The organism is Methylomagnum ishizawai (assembly GCF_019670005.1).
In the GTDB taxonomy this organism is placed as follows: Bacteria; Pseudomonadota; Gammaproteobacteria; order Methylococcales; family Methylococcaceae; genus Methylomagnum; species Methylomagnum ishizawai.
In genome coordinates this window covers 1,484,178-1,499,327 of the sequence record NZ_AP019783.1, presented here as the reverse complement: position 1 = coordinate 1,499,327, position 15,150 = coordinate 1,484,178, and the positions used below count along the sequence as shown (strand labels likewise).

Genomic DNA, 15,150 nt, shown 5'->3' with positions numbered 1-15,150 from the left:
TGGGTCCGCCACCATGAACGCCATATCCGATAGCTCCGCTACCCGCTTGCTCCCGGCCAGCGCCCCGCTCCTTTCCGCCGAGGATATTAAAGCCCTGCGCCTCGCCCATCGCCGCCTGGAATGCCCCGGCTTCGCGGCCCGCATGACCAGCCGCATCGGCGCCCCGATCCAACGCTTCTTCAAGGCGCTGCCGGAAAGCTGGCACGCCCGGATGCAGGCCAGCCTCGGCAGCCATCTGGAGCGCACCTTGCGGATCGCCATCCTCTCGCTGGGCAAGCGCCCCGGCCGCGGCGGCAACGCCCGTTTGCACAAGGCCATGGGGATGCTGTCGGGCGCGGTGGGCGGTTTGTTCGGGCTGCCCGCCGTGCTGGCCGAATTGCCGGTGACTTCGGGCATCATCCTGCGCTCCATCGCCGATATCGCCCAGGCCCAGGGCGAGGACCTGGACGACGAGGAAACCCGGTTGGCCTGCATGGAGGTATTCGCGCTGGGCGGACGCTCGCCCAGCGACGACGCCACCGATATCGGCTATTACGGCATCCGCATCGCGCTGGGGATGCACCTCACCCGGATTTCCGAGCGGGTGGCGACCGTGGGCATCGTGCGCATGAACCCGCCGGGGCTGGTGCGCTTCATCGCCGAGATCGCCGCCCGCTTCGGGGTGGCGGTGAGCCAGAAAGCCGCCTTGCAAATGGTCCCGCTCCTGGGCGCGGGTACCGGCAGCCTCATCAACATGGTGTTCATCGAGCATTTCCAGGAGATCGCCCGCGCCCATTTCACCATGCGCCGCCTGGAGCGGACCTACGGGCTGGAATTGACGCGGGCCGAATATGAAAGGCTGACCCACGGGGTTTAGGAAGAGCGTGCCCGCTTCTTTGCCGAGCGCGGTGCTTTGGCCGCGGCGGGCGGCGCATCCGGGGCGGGCGGCTTATCGACCCAGATCGGGGTGGACCAAGCCCGTTCGCCATTGGCCTGCGACACCCTCAGATAATAATAATTATTGGGATCGGGGGGCGTATCCTGGAAATCGACCGTGACCGTCCCGTTGGTCGTGGTATCGGTCCTGATGACCATGTTATTGCGGAGCAGCTCGGCCTTGAAGGTTTTATCCTGCCCGATCACTTCGTAATGCACCTGGACCGGATCGCCGGTGGTCAGCGCCGCCCCCATCCACGAGCCATTGATCGAGAAATCCAGGTAGATGCGCTCCACGCTGGTGGCGTAGACCTGATAGTTCCGCCAAGCGTCGTAGATGGCGTCCCGCGTCAGTTCCTTGGCGCGGAACGCCACCAGCCCGGTGGGATAAACCCCGCCGAACGACCGCCCCGGATGGGAATCATGGCCATCGGCGGAAGCGATCACCCCGAAGCGCCGCCCCGCGACCAAACCCCCTTGCAGGAAATGGGCGGGGTCTTGGATGGCCTGCGCCATCGGCCGCGCATTGCCGGGATATTCGTTGGTGCCATGCATCGAATAAACCTCGACGAAGCGCTCGACCGTGTCGTTCCAGAAGCTGAAAGGATAGGGTTCGGTGGTGGCATGGGAGAAGGCGTGCGGTCCCATGAGGGCGTCGGTCCCGAATTGCTGGGCGACCGCATTGATGAAGGTGACATGGTTCATCAGGTTCCACTTGTTTGGAAGGAGCGCGGCGGTATCCCCCCTGAAATAGACATTGACATGCCCCCCTTTCAAACTGGCCTCGGCACCAAGGATGGTCACGAATTCCCCCGGCTGATAGAACGAGCGGACGGCGGCCATGGTTTGCGGCCACATTTTCTGGCCATGGTCGCTCAGGGCGCACATATCCAAATGCTGGGCTTTTTGCGCGTACCAGAAATATTGCTCCTGGGATTCGCCCAAGCCATCGGACCCCTTGGTATGGCCGTGGACATCGCCCCAATATATCTTGTATTCGGGGTCCGCCGCGAAGGCTTTGAAGGGGTTGCTGACACCCGCCAACGTCCCATCGTTGCCCCCGGAGGTTCCGCCCCCTTCGCCGCTGCCGCCGGCATCGCCCGACGCCCCGTCGCTGACCTTGAGCCAATGGGGACCGGGCTTGGATACCCGTACCGGCACGCTCGCCCAGCCATCGGTGATCTGGACGCCGGTCGCCAGCACCCCCTCGCTCTCGTCGATGATCGTGACCTTCCCGTTATAGGTGGGCACGGGGGTTGAGAAATAGGTGCCGTTGACAAAGTTGTTGTGGGCGTCCTCGGCATGGATTTGGACATTGAACGGCTGGCCCACGGTGACTTGCGAAGGCGCGACCATCAGCAGGTGGTGGGTCGATGCCGGGATGATGTCGAACTGGGGCGAGGCCACCCATTCGAATTTGCCGTCGGCGTTGGTGTCGGCCATGATCCGCAATTCATGGTGGTCGTCCGCCATGATCTGGAATATGCCCCCGTATTGGGCGCTGCCGATGCTGATGGTGACCACCTCGCCCGGCACCAGGGCGGTCTTGCTCACGGTGGCGACGATCACCATGTGGTATAGGTTGTCCTCCGCCTTGGCGAAAGAGGTGGGACCGACATTTTGAAACCTCATCTTGAAATTATTGGCGACCTTGCCCGTCACCTTGACGTAGGCGGGCAAGGTGGGCTGGCCGAATTGCAACCGCGGCTGCCATTTCGAGGCGTGGTGGAAACCCACCACAACGCTCCCGCCCACCGGAATCCCCTGCTCGCCGACGGTCAGCTCGTACTTGAAGGCGGCCGGTTGGCCCGCGACCACATAGGTGGGTTCCAACATGCGCGCGGTGTGCCCGGCCTGGGCCAGGGGCGACAGGCCCGCCCAGCCAGCCAAAAACATCAGATATGATGGTTTTCTCTGCTTTATCAATTCGATCACTATTTTTTTCTCCGGTGAGCGCCGCCCACATCGATGGCCGGAAACCCAGTGGGTTCCATCCCATATTAAAAACGCCAAGCAAGCCTTGCCCCCCACCCGCCAGATGGCGACCGGTCTGGAGATATCGATCCCAAGAGGGATTGAAGGATACCAGGAAATATAGTCGAGTCTATCCGAACCCAAAGGCCCTATCTTGTCCAACCGCAAAACCACGGTATCCGCCAGGGAGCGCCCGATGCCGACTCCGCATCGCATCTCTCGCCAATTCGATACACGCCCGCCGCCGCCGTGCCCGCTTTATCCCGCCGTGTTGGACAAAGGCCATCCCCCGCGCCCGACGGATTCATAGGAAACCACGCAAGGCGGCGGCGACCTCGGCGGGCGCGCTCAAATGCGGAAGGCTCTATATGGATTCCGGGGTCTTCTTGAGCAAGCCTTCCAGCAGTGCGGACAACAATCGCTTGCCGCGCCGCTTGGCGTTGTAGACGAATTCGAAGAAGCCCAGGTATAGCGGCAACTTGGCCTGCGAGATGCCCCGGTGGGGCCGCAGCCAGGAGCGGAGCAACGACCAGAAGCCTTCCATGGTGTTGACGTGGACCTCGTGGAAGCCGTCGCCGTCCTCGTCACGGGCATACTCGCCCTTCGAGTGGTTGACCGTCTTGTGTCCGTAGCCCCAGTCGGTCAGCTTGCCGTAGATGGCATATTCGTCGGTGTTCACCAGCGTCCCCGCCGCGACGGTCTGCGAGATCAAGGGCTTGATCGTCTTTTGTTGGACGTTGTCGAGCAGCCGGATGACCACCTCGCCGGAGCGCTGGATCATGCCGAAAACGGGCGGCTTCTCCGTGGCTTTGGTGCCGCGCCCCCGTGCGCCCTTCAGCCGCCGTCGGCGCGGCGGGCGTCCGGCTTCGGCGACCTTCTCCGGCTGGCCCTTGTGTCCGGCCACGACGTAGGTCTCGTCGCACTCGACGACCCCCGATAGCGTCACAGGCGCTTTTTTTGGGCGAGACCCCCGCGCAGACATTCCGTCATGGAATGCACGTCGTCCTTGTTCAGGTCCAGTTCCTGGGCAATCTGTGCGTTGGACAGGTTTAGGCCCATGAAGTACAGGCATAACACCCATACGGACAAGGGCTGGTGGTGCCCGGACAGCGCCGTCCCGGTCAGGTCGTCGAAGCGCCTACCGCACGCCTTGCACTGGTAGCGCCGCAGGTGCCGATCCGGCCCGTCGTAGCCGCGCCGGATGGCCTCGCCCCCGTCGCAGTGCGGGCAGTAGACGCCCTCTTGCCAGCGCAGTTGCCGGATGGTCTCGTAGCAGTGCGCTTCGCTGACCAAGTGCTTGATTGATATGATGGATGTCTGCATCCGACCATCTTAGTGGAAGACCCCGGAACACAGATAGAGCCATGCGGAAAATGCCCCCGCGCCGGAATGATGGCCAGGGTGCTGTCCGCGATATTCCGGTATAGATAATAGGCCACCGCGGCGGGCACGAAATAATCTTCGGTGGATTGGATAATCAGGGTGGGGATGGAGATGCGTTTTATCTCCTCGCGGCAATCCGACTGGAGGATGGCGCAAAGATCGGTCAATACATTTTCCGGCTTGATACCCAGCAGGGTTTCCGCGAAATGCCGGGCCAATTCCGGCTGTTCCAGGCCGCCCAAGATTTTCGGCGTGATTGTGCCAATCCAATCCGGCAGGTTCCGCACGACCGCGCTATAAGTATCGCGCAAATCCCCGTCCGTGAAACCGCCGATATATTCCCCGTCATTCAAATACCGGGGCGAGGCGGATAGCAGCGCCAGCTTGGAAAACAGCGACGGGTCGGCGACGGCCGCGAGGGCACCGATCATCGCTCCGGAAGAATGCCCCACCACGCAGGACTTCCCGACCGCGTAGGCCCGGCAAAGCTCCAGCAAATCGTTCGCGTACCCCTGCAAACCCAAATACCGGTGTTGGATGAAGGCGCTGGGTTCCGAACCGCCGGAACCCACGTTGTCGAAGGTGATAACCCTATAATCCCCGGAAAATTCGGGGACGATCCCATCCCAAACCGACTGGTCGGTACCGAAGCCATGGACGAAGATCAAGCTGTTTTGCGCGGCTGGGTTTCCGCGTATATGGACGTTGTTTTTCCGTTGGATGCGCGCCTTGTCCATCGGGGTCCTTGCCTGGGTCTGGAAAATCGCGGGAGGATGGGCCGCACCGGCCCGGTGGCTGCCTTAATCATCGGCATCCACCGGGGCTTCCTTTAGCCGGGATTGTTGGCTGGGCGTAGACATGGAGACCCGTTCCCAAGCCCGGCTTGGGAACGGGCGCGGCGGACATCCCGTGGGAGATGGTGGGAGGTGGGAGGTGGCTAGGACCGGCCCGGCTTGGGCGGGTCGAGCCGGGGATAGCGCTTTTCCAGGTTGTCGAGGAAGCGCTCCACCTGTTTCAGGCTGCCGCGCAGGAATTTCGGGGTCGAAGGATCGCCTTGCAACCAGCGTTCCACCCGCCGCTGGTTGCCCGGCCAGAGGATCAAAGTGCCCAAGGCCAGCATATCCAGCCCCAGGATGCCCGGTGCCACGACACCGATCAGCCCGCCCGCGAGCAAGAGGTAGCCGACATCGCGCGGCAGGTCGCGGACGGGAATATCCGGTTCCGGCGGCCCGGCGCCGCCACCTTGGGTGTGGGCCGGTTCATTCGGAGGTGTCTTGGCGGGGGCGTCCATGGCTCAGGCGGTGGCGATTTGGCTGACCGGGGCTTCGGGTTGCTCGGGCGCGGCCAGGTCGCCGTGCCATACGATCAATTCCATGCGCCCGTCCAGATGTTCGACGATGGCGGTGCAGCTATCGACCCAATCCCCGCAGTTCATATAGGACAAGCCATCGATTTGCTTGATCTCGGCCCAATGGATATGGCCGCAGACCACGCCGTCGAAACCGCGCTCGCGCACATGGTGCAACACCGAATCCTCGAAATCGAAGATGAAATTGACCGCCGTCTTGACCTTGCGCTTGGCGTAGCCGGCCAAGGACCAATAACCGGGCCGCTTGAATTGGCGGCGCAACCAGGATAGGAGCGCGTTCACCCGCACCAGGAAGTTGTAGGACACGTCGCCCAGCACCGCCACCCAGCGGTGGTAGCGGGTGACTTGGTCGAAATCGTCGCCGTGCAGCAGCAAATAGCGTTTGCCGTCCACCGCCGTGTGGACGTGTTCGCCCTTGAGGACGATGTCGCCGAAGGCCATGTCCAGGTATTCGCGCAGGGCTTCGTCGTGGTTGCCGGGCACCAGGATGATCTTGTCGCCATGGCGGCCGCGCCTCAGCACCTTCTGCACGAAGGTGTTCTGCGCCCTGGACCAATAGATTTCGCCCCGGCTCATGGCCCAGAAATCGATGATATCGCCCAGGAGATAAAGGTATTCGGAAGGATGTTCGCGCAGGAAATCCACCAAACGGGCGGCTTGGCAGGCGCGGGTGCCGAGATGCACATCGGAAATGAAGATGGCTCGAACTTGCATCGTTGGTCGCTACTCTCGCGATGGAAAAAGGTTGGGGCGAGGCCGGCCCCGGCGCGGACCGGACCCGCGCCCTCGGGGCCGTCCAAGGGAAACGCGCCCAAGTTACCGCGAAAACCGTTGCATTAAGATGAAAAACGGCGGCGTAAAACCCGGTATTTCCCAGGGTCGAATCCTGTTCGACCCGCCGGATTCCACGCGGACTCCCAAATTCCTTGGGCGCAAGCTCAAAGCTGCGGGATGGCGTCGAGAACCGCGCCGTCCCGGCCCGGCAGGGCCATCTCGTCCTTCAAATCCACCCCGGACAAACCCCGCCGCAGCGCCTCGACCGTCAGATAGGCCAGCTTGGCGGCGGCGGCGGCGTAGTCCAACCCTTCGGGCGGGCGGATATTGGATAGGCAATTGCGCCCGGCATCGGTATTGCCGACCTTGGGACCATAGGTTAGGTAAATCCCGAGGCTGTCCGCCGCGCTGAGGCCGGGCCGCTCGCCGACCACGATCACCGCCAAACGGGCCCTGAGCGCCGCGCCGATAACGTCGGACACAGCCACCCGCCCATTCCCCACCACGCAGACCGGGCCGGGCTTGAACCCCAGCGCGTGGTAGCGTTCCAGGATCGCCCGCAACAAAGGGAGGCCATGCGCCTCCACCGCCGCCGACGACAAGCCGTTGGTCACGACCAAGGCGATATCGATATCCGGCCCGGCCCAAGCCGCCACGCGGGCGCGGGCCGCCTCGGTCAAGCGGCGGCCCAGGTCGGGGCGGCGCAGGTATTCGCCACGGTCGGCCACCGGGGTTTCCAGGATCAGGCACTCGCTGCCCAGCGCCCGCACCGCCGCGGCGAAGCCTTCGATATCCCAAGGCAGATGCACCGCGTCCCGCGCCCTGGCATGGGCCAGTTGGAAATCCAACAACGCCCCGGTGGGCAGGGCGTGGCCGGCCCGGCCCAGGCCGATGCGGGCCTGGGTGAAACGGCGTAGCGGTTCCCAAGCGCCGTCGTTCATGCCGGACCTCCCGCCAAATCGTGGACGGCTCCCAACAGGCGCGGGGCCGGATTCCCGGCCAAGGCGTTGCGGCCATCGAAAATGCCCATGCGGTCCAGCCAGTCCTCGAACTCCGGCGCGGGCCGCAGCCCCAAGGTCCGGCGCAGATACAAGGCGTCGTGGAACGAGGTGCTTTGATAGGCCAGCATGATATCGTCCGCCCCCGGCACCCCCATGAAATAAGTGCAACCGGCCACGCCCAGCAAGGTGATGAGGTTGTCCATATCGTTCTGGTCGGCCTCGGCGTGGTTGGTGTAGCAGGCATCGCAACCCATCGGCAGGCCCAGGAGCTTCCCGCAGAAGTGGTCCTCCAACCCGGCGCGGATGATCTGCTTGCCATCGTAGAGATATTCCGGCCCGATGAAACCCACCACGGTATTGACCAGGAGCGGCGCGAACTCGCGGGCCACGGCATAGGCGCGGGCCTCGCAGGTCTGGGCGTCGATGCCATGATGGGCCTCGGCGGACAAGGCGCTGCCCTGGCCGGTCTCGAAATACATCACGTTGTCGCCCACCGTGCCGCGGTTGAGGGAAAGCGCCATCTCCCGCGCTTCCCCGAGCAGCGCGAGGTCCACGCCGAAACCGCGGTTGGCCGCCTCGGTCCCGGCGATGGATTGGAACACCAAATCCACCGGCACGCCCCGCCGCATCAATTCCATGGTGGTGGTGACATGGGCCAGCACGCAACTTTGGGTGGGGATGGCGTATTCCTGGATGATCCGGTCCAATAGGCGCAGTAAACCGGCCACATTGGCCGGGCTGTCGGTGGCGGGGTTGATGCCGATGACCGCATCGCCATTGCCGTACAGCAAACCGTCGAGGAGGCTGGCGGCGATGCCCTGGGGATCGTCGGTGGGATGGTTGGGCTGCAAGCGGGTCGATAAGCGTCCCGGCAGCCCCAAGGTATTGCGGAACCGGGTCGTCACCCGGCAACGCCGGGCGGCGGCGATCAAATCCTGGTTGCGCATGAGTTTCGAGACCGCCGCCGCCATTTCCGGCATCAGGCCGGACCGGATGGATTCTATGTCCACGCCTGGCGTGGTGTCGGCCAGCAGCCATTCGCGGAATTCGCCCACGGTCAGCCCGGCGATGGGCGCGAAGGCCGCCATGTCGTGGCGCTCGAAGATCAAGCGGCTGACCTCGTCCTGCTCGGGCGGGATCAAAGGCTCTTCCAGGAAGCGCCGCAAGGGCACCCCGGCCAGCACGCGCTGGGCGATGGCCCGTTCCGCCTCGGACTCGGCGGCGAGTCCGGCCAGTTGGTCCGCCGAACGCAAGGGCGAGGCCTTGCCCAGCAGGGTTTTAAGATCGGGGAATGAATAACGCCTACCCCCGGCGGTATCGGTATAAAGCATCGCGCAACGACAAAAGGATTAAACCCCTATTTAACATCCCAGCATGACATGATCATGACACCCACCCTCCCGCGCCATCCCCGGCATTTTGTTATACTTGGAAACCGCGCCATTCTCACGGGCCATTCCTCCAGGCCATGGCCAAATATTTTCCACTCGATCCGTATTATCCATCCACGGTAAACCCTTATGCACGGTGACATGCCAACCTCGATAGCCATCGCCCACAACAAAGTCCCCAATAGAATACGCCTGCGGGCGGCCTGCATCAAAAACCAGCCCGCCATCGCCGACCTGCTGAAACTCCGGCTGCTCAAGCGACCCGAAGCCAAAGGGATATACCATGCCGAGCCGAATATCATTACCGGTACCTTGTTGATCAAATACCATCCAGCCCACCATACCGAAGCCGGCGTTCTCGCCCTGGTCGAAGATTCGATCCGCGAAATCGCCGAAGGCAAAATCAAACTCCCTGAAAAGAGCAAAAGCCAGAAAATCGGCAAAATGAGTCCGGCGGCCTTTTTCACGCGGGAACTCTTCGTGGATATCTTCGGGAACCTCATCGCCGGGATCGTGGTCGCGGCCATTATCTCGGCCTGACTACAAAGCCTTTCCACTTCCCCCCAGGCTTGGCGCGTTTTCGATAGGAAACATGGCCACTCATTCCCAAGCTCGGCTTGGAAATACCAATGTGGAAACCCTGCTTTCCGTCCTACGCCAAGCGGAACGTGGAAACCCGCCATGCCCAGCCTTCCGCTTTTCCCAACAGCTAGCGCCCCGACCGTATCGAATGGCGGCAAAGTCCGTAGCCTGGATCACGCCGAATTACGTCGCACGCCATCCTAGCTACACCGAGAGGCACCCAGCCATCGATACCGGTCGGCACGGCCAGGACAGCCTGGGTAGTGGAACTGCGGTAGACCCCGTTCGTCTCGCGGGCGCATGATCTTCGCGCCATTCCTGCGCGCCCGCCGGCTCCACCGGCACTGAAACAGCCGTTGATGTCCATATACTAGGCTAGGAGATAACCCATATGCACGATAAAACCCAATCCAGGATCAACCTGCTCGGCGGCTATTGCCTTGTCACCTTCCTTGGCGCGACCGGTATGGCACCGTATGCCACGGCGGAGGAAATACCCCAGCTGAAATGCAGAACCCCGGTGCGGAACATGGCCGAGAAACTGCAAAGCGAATCCATTTTCAATACCGCCAGCAGGCAGGCCGCCAAAACCTTCCCGCCGCCCAACCAGCCCGTCACCATCCCGGTTTGGTTCCATGTCATCTATAAGGTCGTGTCCGGCCAACCCAAAGGCAATGTTTCGGACGCGGTCATCGCCAAGCAGATCACGGTTTTGAACAATGCCTATCAAGGCAGTGGATTCCAGTTTTCGCTGGCCGGCACCGATAGGACGGAAAGCGCCGATTGGTTCGATCAATGCCTGGATAACGAGGCGTTGGAACCCGTCTATAAAAAACAATTGGCGGTCGATCCCACCCATACCTTGAATGCCTATACCTGCAATAGCATCTCTGGTTTGCTCGGCTTCGCGACCTTTCCAGATATGTATGCGGAATCGAGCGCGATGCACGGGGTTGTATTGAGTTACCGGTCGCTCCCAGGCGGCCCGGCCCCTTATGGGGAAGGCGATACCGCCACCCATGAAATCGGACATTATCTGGGCCTCTATCATACTTTCGACGATGACCGCACCAGCTGCACCGTGGATAATGATTTGGTGGGCGACACGGCCATCGAGCGCACCCCAAATTTCGATTGCCCCGTCAAAAGGGATACCTGCGCGAACAAACTAGGCAAAGACCCGGTGACCAACTACATGGATTACAGCGCCGATGCCTGTATGACCGGTTTCAGCATCGGCCAAGTCAAGCGTATGCAGGCCCAGGTGTTGGCATTCAAACCCTCGTTGGTGCCTTGATGGATATTCTCCACCGCCCAGGAGGTCAGAAATAACCGCCCGCCCCACCCTACCCTGGCCGACAAAGCACCCATCGAAAGCGGCGGCGGGCGCGGAGCGTTCCGGGGTACGGGAACACAAATCGACACAAACCCAGGATTGACCGCACAGCGCTTCTCCCCAATCATCCGCATTCCGCAGCGTAGTCGTTCGATGCCCGAATGGAGGAATTCATGAAGACCAAGATGCTTGTTGGGTTTGCAACGTATTTGGCGGTATTCGGTCCAGCGCATGCCGATACCAACGATATCGGCAAGGATCGAGTTCCGAAAGCCGTACTCGATGCCTTCGAACGGGCGCACCCGAATGCTCGGGACGTGGAGTACGAGGCCCGGCGCTTCGCGGACGGTCCGGCCTACGCCATAGAATTCAAAGAAAACGGCAGGGAATACGAATTCCTATATAAACCGGAGGGTTCGCTGGTCCGCCAACAAGAAGAAGCCGATTGAACCGTCCTTTTGATTCCGTCGCGGACTTCGCCTAACCGGGCGGCATCCATCCTATCGATCTGGGTCGGTGCCTCGATGAGGGCGGTTATAATTGGAGGGTGCTATAGGCTTGCCGGGTCCGCAACGAACCCAGGCCACCACAAACAGGGTGGAGCCAAGTCAAGGGAAATATCGGGCCCGTCCCCGGCAATCGCGGGTGGAAACCCAAAATTTCCATAATATTGACGCACCAGAGCCCCCCATGCTAGCCTTCAATCCTCGATATTCGCCTATTTCCACCGCATATCCAGGACTCCATAACCTATAAATTAAACAAGGCCGCAAACCCGGCCTTGACTAATAACCTTATGGAGGTAGTCGCAACCATCCCTCTATTTATCTGGAGACCTTACTCCCATGCAAAAAACCACCCTTGCAGCGGCGCTGGGCCTATTGTTGGCGGTCAGCAGCCCTGTTTCCCATGCCTATAGCTTTGTGGTTTCCAGCCAAACCCTGATGGGCATCGACGATTTGGTGACGACCAGCGGCCATCATTACGATGTGTCCTTCGGGGATGGTTCGCCATCGACCCTCTGGCCCAGCAACCAGTTCGACTTTAGCACCCCCACGGAAGCGGGCCTTGCAAACACCGCCCTTCGTTCGGCGCTCCTGGCCTCCGGCTTCACTTCCGCAAACCTTCCCAACGGTATCAACGGCATTGCCACCACCTATACCCAGACTATAAGCATCATCTTTCCGGTTCTCGATCTTGGTGGCGGCTTTTTCAGCATTCCTGGCTTATTAATATCATCAGCCAATATAGGCAATCCATTCCCCAACTTCTTCATCATTGCCCAAAGCACCTTCCTCAACAACTACAGCGCGGCCGGCAATACCACCTGGGCAAAGTTCACCGAGGTCGCCGCGGTACCCGAACCGGCATCGGCTTGGCTGATGATCGCGGGCGCGACCGGCCTATGGAGCAGGAAAGCCCGCCCCCCGCGCCGGAAATCAGCGGCGGCTTGAATCCCCAGCGCCCGCGATCCTTCCCCGCCAGGAGACATCCTCGAAGGTTTCCTCGCGACCCATCGGCTTGATATAGACGCTGCGACCAGCGCGGACCCTGGCCGCGCTGGTTCCGCCCGCCCGGTCCGCTCCGGGCAAACGGCCCCCGCAGTTCCGCGCCATTCCAATGCGTCGCCGCCAACGCGGACCGTTCATCAACCCCCCTCCGCTTCCATCCCACCCGTACCGCCAAGCGGTTTTGTCGGGTCCGCGCACGGGCCTCGGTGGGCAAGGTCCATGGGCATTCCCGCAAAGGATCGGACATGGCCGCGCATATGCCGTCGTCGCGGGCGGCAACGGCCCGCCGGTTCATGAATACGGCACACGGCAAGCACGGCAATCTAATCATGAAATTTTTATGATAACTTCATTTATTACGAATTCATTTGAAATGAAATTTACACGGTTTTGTAACCAAACAGCCTTTGATCTTCGATATTTTATTCACGCCCCAACCAGAAGGGCGTAATTTTTCAATATCAACGAAAGACGAAAGACTGAGGAGGTAAATATGGAACAAGAGAAAGACAATTTTTGGTTGTACATCGGCGGCGTTATCCTTTTAGCGGTCGTTGTCGTGTTCGCCATGCGCGGTGCGCGTGATGATCTGGAAGCCGGCGTCAAGAATCAACAAGCCCAGGCCGAATCGAAGGCTGAGGTGGAAAAGCAGATCGAACGCCAGCACGCCAAATAATAATAAGGTAAAAGCACCTATGCCCCGCCTGCCCAGCCCGGAAATATCCTAGCGGCGCAGACGGGGCATCCCAGTAAAAAAAACCTCAGCAGACTTTGTTGGATGTGGCAATCCCGGTTCATGTCGATGGTTTAGTTACTCGTACACGGAACCCGAGAGAACTTTCGGCAAAGTCCACTTTCCCGACGGCTTCTTCTTAATACTTTTTGTTCCAGGAGTAAGCCGTCGTTTTTTTGGCCGGTTCGCAAGCGAAAATCCCACCGCCATCCTTCTCATTCTTCCAAGCACTCCCCTGCCCACCGGGCCGATGTTTCGGTCATTCCCCAGCAACCGTATGGTTCGCTTCCGTTTCGGTCGGCCACCGATGATCGGCATCGAAACCCAATCCCGGAGTCTGGATATCGCCCACCCGCAACCATGGCGTTCCCGGCCCGCATTCTGCTAGGGTATCGCCGCCGATGGCGTCCCACCGCATAGCGACGCCCCCCATTTCCCGACCGGAGATAAGCCCATGGCGATCCAAACCCGCACCGTCGATTACGTCCACGCCGACACCGCGCTCGAAGGCTTTTTCGCCTACGACGACCGCCGCGCCCAACCCTTGCCCTCCGTGCTGATCGCCCATGCCTGGGCGGGCCGCGACGATTTCGTCTGCGACAAGGCCCGGAAACTGGCCGAACTCGGCTACGCCGCCTTCGCCCTCGACATGTACGGCAAGGGCGTCCTGGGCTCGGGACCGGAAGAGAACGCCCAGCTCATGCAGCCCTTCATGCAAGACCGCGCCTTGTTGCAAAGCCGGATCGCCGCCGCCCTCGACAGCTTGCGCCTGCAACCCGAGGTCGATGGCCGCCGCGTCGCCGCCATGGGTTTTTGCTTCGGCGGCTTGTGCGTGCTGGACTTGGCGCGGACCGGGGCCGACCTGCGCGGCGTGGCGAGCTTCCATGGCCTGTTCATCCCGCCCGGCAACACCGGGAACAACAAGATCAAGGCCAAGGTGCTGGCCCTGCACGGCTTCGACGATCCCATGGTCAAGCCGGAACAACTGGTGGCCCTGGGCCACGAACTCACCGCTGCCGGGGCCGATTGGCAAATCCACGCCTATGGCCACACCGTCCACGCCTTCACCAACCCCAAGGCCAACGACCCCGGTTTCGGCACGGTCTACCAGGAAACCGCCGACCGCCGCTCCTGGGAAAGCCTCAAGGATTTCCTGGCCGAAGTGTTAAAATAACGGCTTTTCCGTCCGCGCCGGGATCACCACAATATGGACCTGAAATTCCTCGATTTCGAACAGCCCATCGCCGAACTCGAAGCCAAGATCGGCGAGCTCAAACGGGTCGGTTTCGACAACGAAATCAACATCAGCGAAGAAATCGCCCGCCTCGAAGAGAAGAGCCGCAAGCTCACCGAATCGGTGTTTTCCTCCCTGACCGCCTGGCAGATTTCGCAAATCTCCCGCCATCCGCAACGGCTCTATACTCTGGACTACTTGGAACTGATCTTCGGGGACTTCCACGAACTGCATGGCGACCGCGCCTATGCCGACGATCCGGCCATCGTCGGCGGCCTGACCAAGCTCGACGGCCTGCCGGTCATGGTGATCGGCCATCAGAAGGGCCGCGACACCAAGGAAAAAATCCACCGCAACTTCGGGATGCCGCGCCCGGAAGGCTACCGCAAGGCGCTGCGCCTGATGCGCCTGGCCGAGCGCTTCCACCTGCCCATCCTCTGCTTCATCGACACGCCCGGCGCCTACCCCGGCATCGGCGCGGAAGAACGCGGCCAGAGCGAAGCCATCGCCCGCAACCTGTTCGAGATGGCGACCCTGCGCACCCCGATCCTCTGCACCGTGGTCGGCGAGGGCGGTTCGGGCGGGGCGCTGGCCATCGGCGTGGGCGATAGGCTCTTGATGCTGCAATACAGCACCTATTCGGTGATTTCGCCGGAGGGCTGCGCCTCGATCCTGTGGAAGAGCGCCGACAAGGCCGAACTCGCCGCCGAGGCCATGGGCATCACCTCCGAACGCCTGAGGGAACTCAAGCTGATCGACGAGATCGTGCCCGAACCCCTGGGCGGCGCCCACCGCGACCGCCAGCAAGCCGCCAACAACCTGAAGGCGGCGATCAAGCGCCACCTGGAGGAACTGCTCCGCACCCCCATGGAGGGATTGCTGGAACGGCGCTATGCCCGCTTGATGAGCTATGGCGTCTACGAAGAAGCCAATGCCTGAGGCCGCCG

The 15,150-nt window shown here is 61.5% G+C and carries 16 protein-coding genes and 1 pseudogene; 9 read left to right on the top strand and 8 right to left on the bottom strand.

The genetic code is table 11. From position 1 onward, the window contains the following. The first annotated feature begins 13 nt into the window (after positions 1 to 13). Positions 14 to 856, top strand: coding sequence for an EcsC family protein (locus tag K5658_RS06920; RefSeq protein WP_221066221.1), 843 nt, complete (start codon positions 14 to 16; stop codon positions 854 to 856). On the opposite strand, the gene K5658_RS06915 is transcribed toward K5658_RS06920, so the two are convergent. The 4 genes and pseudogenes from K5658_RS06915 to K5658_RS24155 all read right to left on the bottom strand — a co-directional run. After that, on the bottom strand, positions 853 to 2,850 hold the full coding sequence (locus tag K5658_RS06915) for a CehA/McbA family metallohydrolase (RefSeq protein ID WP_221066220.1): 1,998 nt from the start codon (positions 2,848 to 2,850) through the stop codon (positions 853 to 855). The genes K5658_RS06920 and K5658_RS06915 overlap by 4 nt on opposite strands. A 403-nt stretch (positions 2,851 to 3,253) precedes the next feature. Next, a complete protein-coding gene (locus K5658_RS06910; protein ID WP_246628586.1) occupies positions 3,254 to 3,835 on the bottom strand; it encodes an IS1595 family transposase in 582 nt (193 codons plus the stop codon). Beyond that, positions 3,832 to 4,212: a transposase gene (locus K5658_RS06905; RefSeq protein ID WP_221066218.1), complete on the bottom strand. Its 381-nt coding sequence runs from the start codon at positions 4,210 to 4,212 to the stop codon at positions 3,832 to 3,834. The genes K5658_RS06910 and K5658_RS06905 overlap by 4 nt, the downstream gene beginning before the upstream one ends. A 98-nt stretch (positions 4,213 to 4,310) precedes the next feature. After that, positions 4,311 to 5,009: pseudogene (locus K5658_RS24155) on the bottom strand (alpha/beta fold hydrolase); the annotation flags it as partial. Between K5658_RS24155 and K5658_RS06900 the strand changes: the two are divergent. Beyond that, the gene (locus K5658_RS06900) at positions 4,926 to 5,105 is read left to right on the top strand and encodes a hypothetical protein (protein WP_221067073.1); all 180 of its coding nucleotides are present in this window, start codon (positions 4,926 to 4,928) and stop codon (positions 5,103 to 5,105) included. The pseudogene K5658_RS24155 and the gene K5658_RS06900 overlap by 84 nt on opposite strands. 104 nt (positions 5,106 to 5,209) lie before the next feature. Here K5658_RS06900 and K5658_RS06895 read toward each other — a convergent pair whose 3' ends face one another. From K5658_RS06895 to K5658_RS06880, 4 genes are all read right to left on the bottom strand, one after another. Continuing rightward, on the bottom strand, positions 5,210 to 5,563 hold the full coding sequence (locus K5658_RS06895; RefSeq protein ID WP_221066217.1) for a hypothetical protein: 354 nt from the start codon (positions 5,561 to 5,563) through the stop codon (positions 5,210 to 5,212). 3 nt (positions 5,564 to 5,566) lie between these two features. Beyond that, on the bottom strand, positions 5,567 to 6,355 hold the full coding sequence (locus tag K5658_RS06890; RefSeq protein ID WP_221066216.1) for a UDP-2,3-diacylglucosamine diphosphatase: 789 nt from the start codon (positions 6,353 to 6,355) through the stop codon (positions 5,567 to 5,569). Between the two features lie 224 nt (positions 6,356 to 6,579). Then, complete coding sequence (gene eutC / locus K5658_RS06885) at positions 6,580 to 7,356, bottom strand: ethanolamine ammonia-lyase subunit EutC (RefSeq protein ID WP_221066215.1); 777 nt, start codon at positions 7,354 to 7,356, stop codon at positions 6,580 to 6,582. After that, positions 7,353 to 8,747, bottom strand: coding sequence for an ethanolamine ammonia-lyase subunit EutB (locus K5658_RS06880; RefSeq protein ID WP_221066214.1), 1,395 nt, complete (start codon positions 8,745 to 8,747; stop codon positions 7,353 to 7,355). The genes eutC and K5658_RS06880 overlap by 4 nt, the downstream gene beginning before the upstream one ends. 201 nt (positions 8,748 to 8,948) lie before the next feature. Between K5658_RS06880 and K5658_RS06875 the strand changes: the two genes are divergently transcribed. From K5658_RS06875 to accA, 7 genes are all read left to right on the top strand, one after another. Beyond that, positions 8,949 to 9,347, top strand: a complete 399-nt coding sequence (locus K5658_RS06875; protein WP_221066213.1) for a hypothetical protein — start codon at positions 8,949 to 8,951, stop codon at positions 9,345 to 9,347. Positions 9,348 to 9,780: 433 nt separating this feature from the next. Then, the gene (locus K5658_RS06870) at positions 9,781 to 10,686 is read left to right on the top strand and encodes a zinc metalloprotease (RefSeq protein ID WP_221066212.1); all 906 of its coding nucleotides are present in this window, start codon (positions 9,781 to 9,783) and stop codon (positions 10,684 to 10,686) included. Positions 10,687 to 10,898: 212 nt separating this feature from the next. After that, positions 10,899 to 11,174 (top strand): hypothetical protein, encoded by a 276-nt coding sequence (locus K5658_RS06865; RefSeq protein ID WP_221066211.1) that lies wholly within the window; start codon positions 10,899 to 10,901, stop codon positions 11,172 to 11,174. A 396-nt stretch (positions 11,175 to 11,570) separates the two neighbouring features. After that, the gene (locus tag K5658_RS06860) at positions 11,571 to 12,179 is read left to right on the top strand and encodes a PEP-CTERM sorting domain-containing protein (protein ID WP_221066210.1); all 609 of its coding nucleotides are present in this window, start codon (positions 11,571 to 11,573) and stop codon (positions 12,177 to 12,179) included. Between the two features lie 550 nt (positions 12,180 to 12,729). Next, positions 12,730 to 12,912 (top strand): hypothetical protein, encoded by a 183-nt coding sequence (locus tag K5658_RS06855; RefSeq protein ID WP_221066209.1) that lies wholly within the window; start codon positions 12,730 to 12,732, stop codon positions 12,910 to 12,912. Positions 12,913 to 13,423: 511 nt separating this feature from the next. Further along, positions 13,424 to 14,143, top strand: coding sequence for a dienelactone hydrolase family protein (locus tag K5658_RS06850; RefSeq protein WP_221066208.1), 720 nt, complete (start codon positions 13,424 to 13,426; stop codon positions 14,141 to 14,143). A 33-nt stretch (positions 14,144 to 14,176) separates the two neighbouring features. Next, positions 14,177 to 15,142, top strand: coding sequence for an acetyl-CoA carboxylase carboxyl transferase subunit alpha (gene accA, locus K5658_RS06845; protein WP_221066207.1), 966 nt, complete (start codon positions 14,177 to 14,179; stop codon positions 15,140 to 15,142). Positions 15,143 to 15,150: the final 8 nt, after the last annotated feature.

What these genes read in the sequence shown, in the direction of transcription:
- K5658_RS06920 (WP_221066221.1), top strand. Translation starts at nt 14, where the DNA reads ATGAACGCCATATCCGATAGCTCCGCTACCCGCTTGCTCCCGGCCAGC.
- K5658_RS06905 (WP_221066218.1), bottom strand. Translation starts at nt 4,212, where the DNA reads ATGCAGACATCCATCATATCAATCAAGCACTTGGTCAGCGAAGCGCAC.
- K5658_RS06900 (WP_221067073.1), top strand. Translation starts at nt 4,926, where the DNA reads ATGGACGAAGATCAAGCTGTTTTGCGCGGCTGGGTTTCCGCGTATATG.
- K5658_RS06895 (WP_221066217.1), bottom strand. Translation starts at nt 5,563, where the DNA reads ATGGACGCCCCCGCCAAGACACCTCCGAATGAACCGGCCCACACCCAA.
- K5658_RS06890 (WP_221066216.1), bottom strand. Translation starts at nt 6,355, where the DNA reads ATGCAAGTTCGAGCCATCTTCATTTCCGATGTGCATCTCGGCACCCGC.
- eutC (WP_221066215.1), bottom strand. Translation starts at nt 7,356, where the DNA reads ATGAACGACGGCGCTTGGGAACCGCTACGCCGTTTCACCCAGGCCCGC.
- K5658_RS06880 (WP_221066214.1), bottom strand. Translation starts at nt 8,747, where the DNA reads ATGCTTTATACCGATACCGCCGGGGGTAGGCGTTATTCATTCCCCGAT.
- K5658_RS06875 (WP_221066213.1), top strand. Translation starts at nt 8,949, where the DNA reads ATGCCAACCTCGATAGCCATCGCCCACAACAAAGTCCCCAATAGAATA.
- K5658_RS06870 (WP_221066212.1), top strand. Translation starts at nt 9,781, where the DNA reads ATGCACGATAAAACCCAATCCAGGATCAACCTGCTCGGCGGCTATTGC.
- K5658_RS06865 (WP_221066211.1), top strand. Translation starts at nt 10,899, where the DNA reads ATGAAGACCAAGATGCTTGTTGGGTTTGCAACGTATTTGGCGGTATTC.
- K5658_RS06860 (WP_221066210.1), top strand. Translation starts at nt 11,571, where the DNA reads ATGCAAAAAACCACCCTTGCAGCGGCGCTGGGCCTATTGTTGGCGGTC.
- K5658_RS06855 (WP_221066209.1), top strand. Translation starts at nt 12,730, where the DNA reads ATGGAACAAGAGAAAGACAATTTTTGGTTGTACATCGGCGGCGTTATC.
- K5658_RS06850 (WP_221066208.1), top strand. Translation starts at nt 13,424, where the DNA reads ATGGCGATCCAAACCCGCACCGTCGATTACGTCCACGCCGACACCGCG.
- accA (WP_221066207.1), top strand. Translation starts at nt 14,177, where the DNA reads ATGGACCTGAAATTCCTCGATTTCGAACAGCCCATCGCCGAACTCGAA.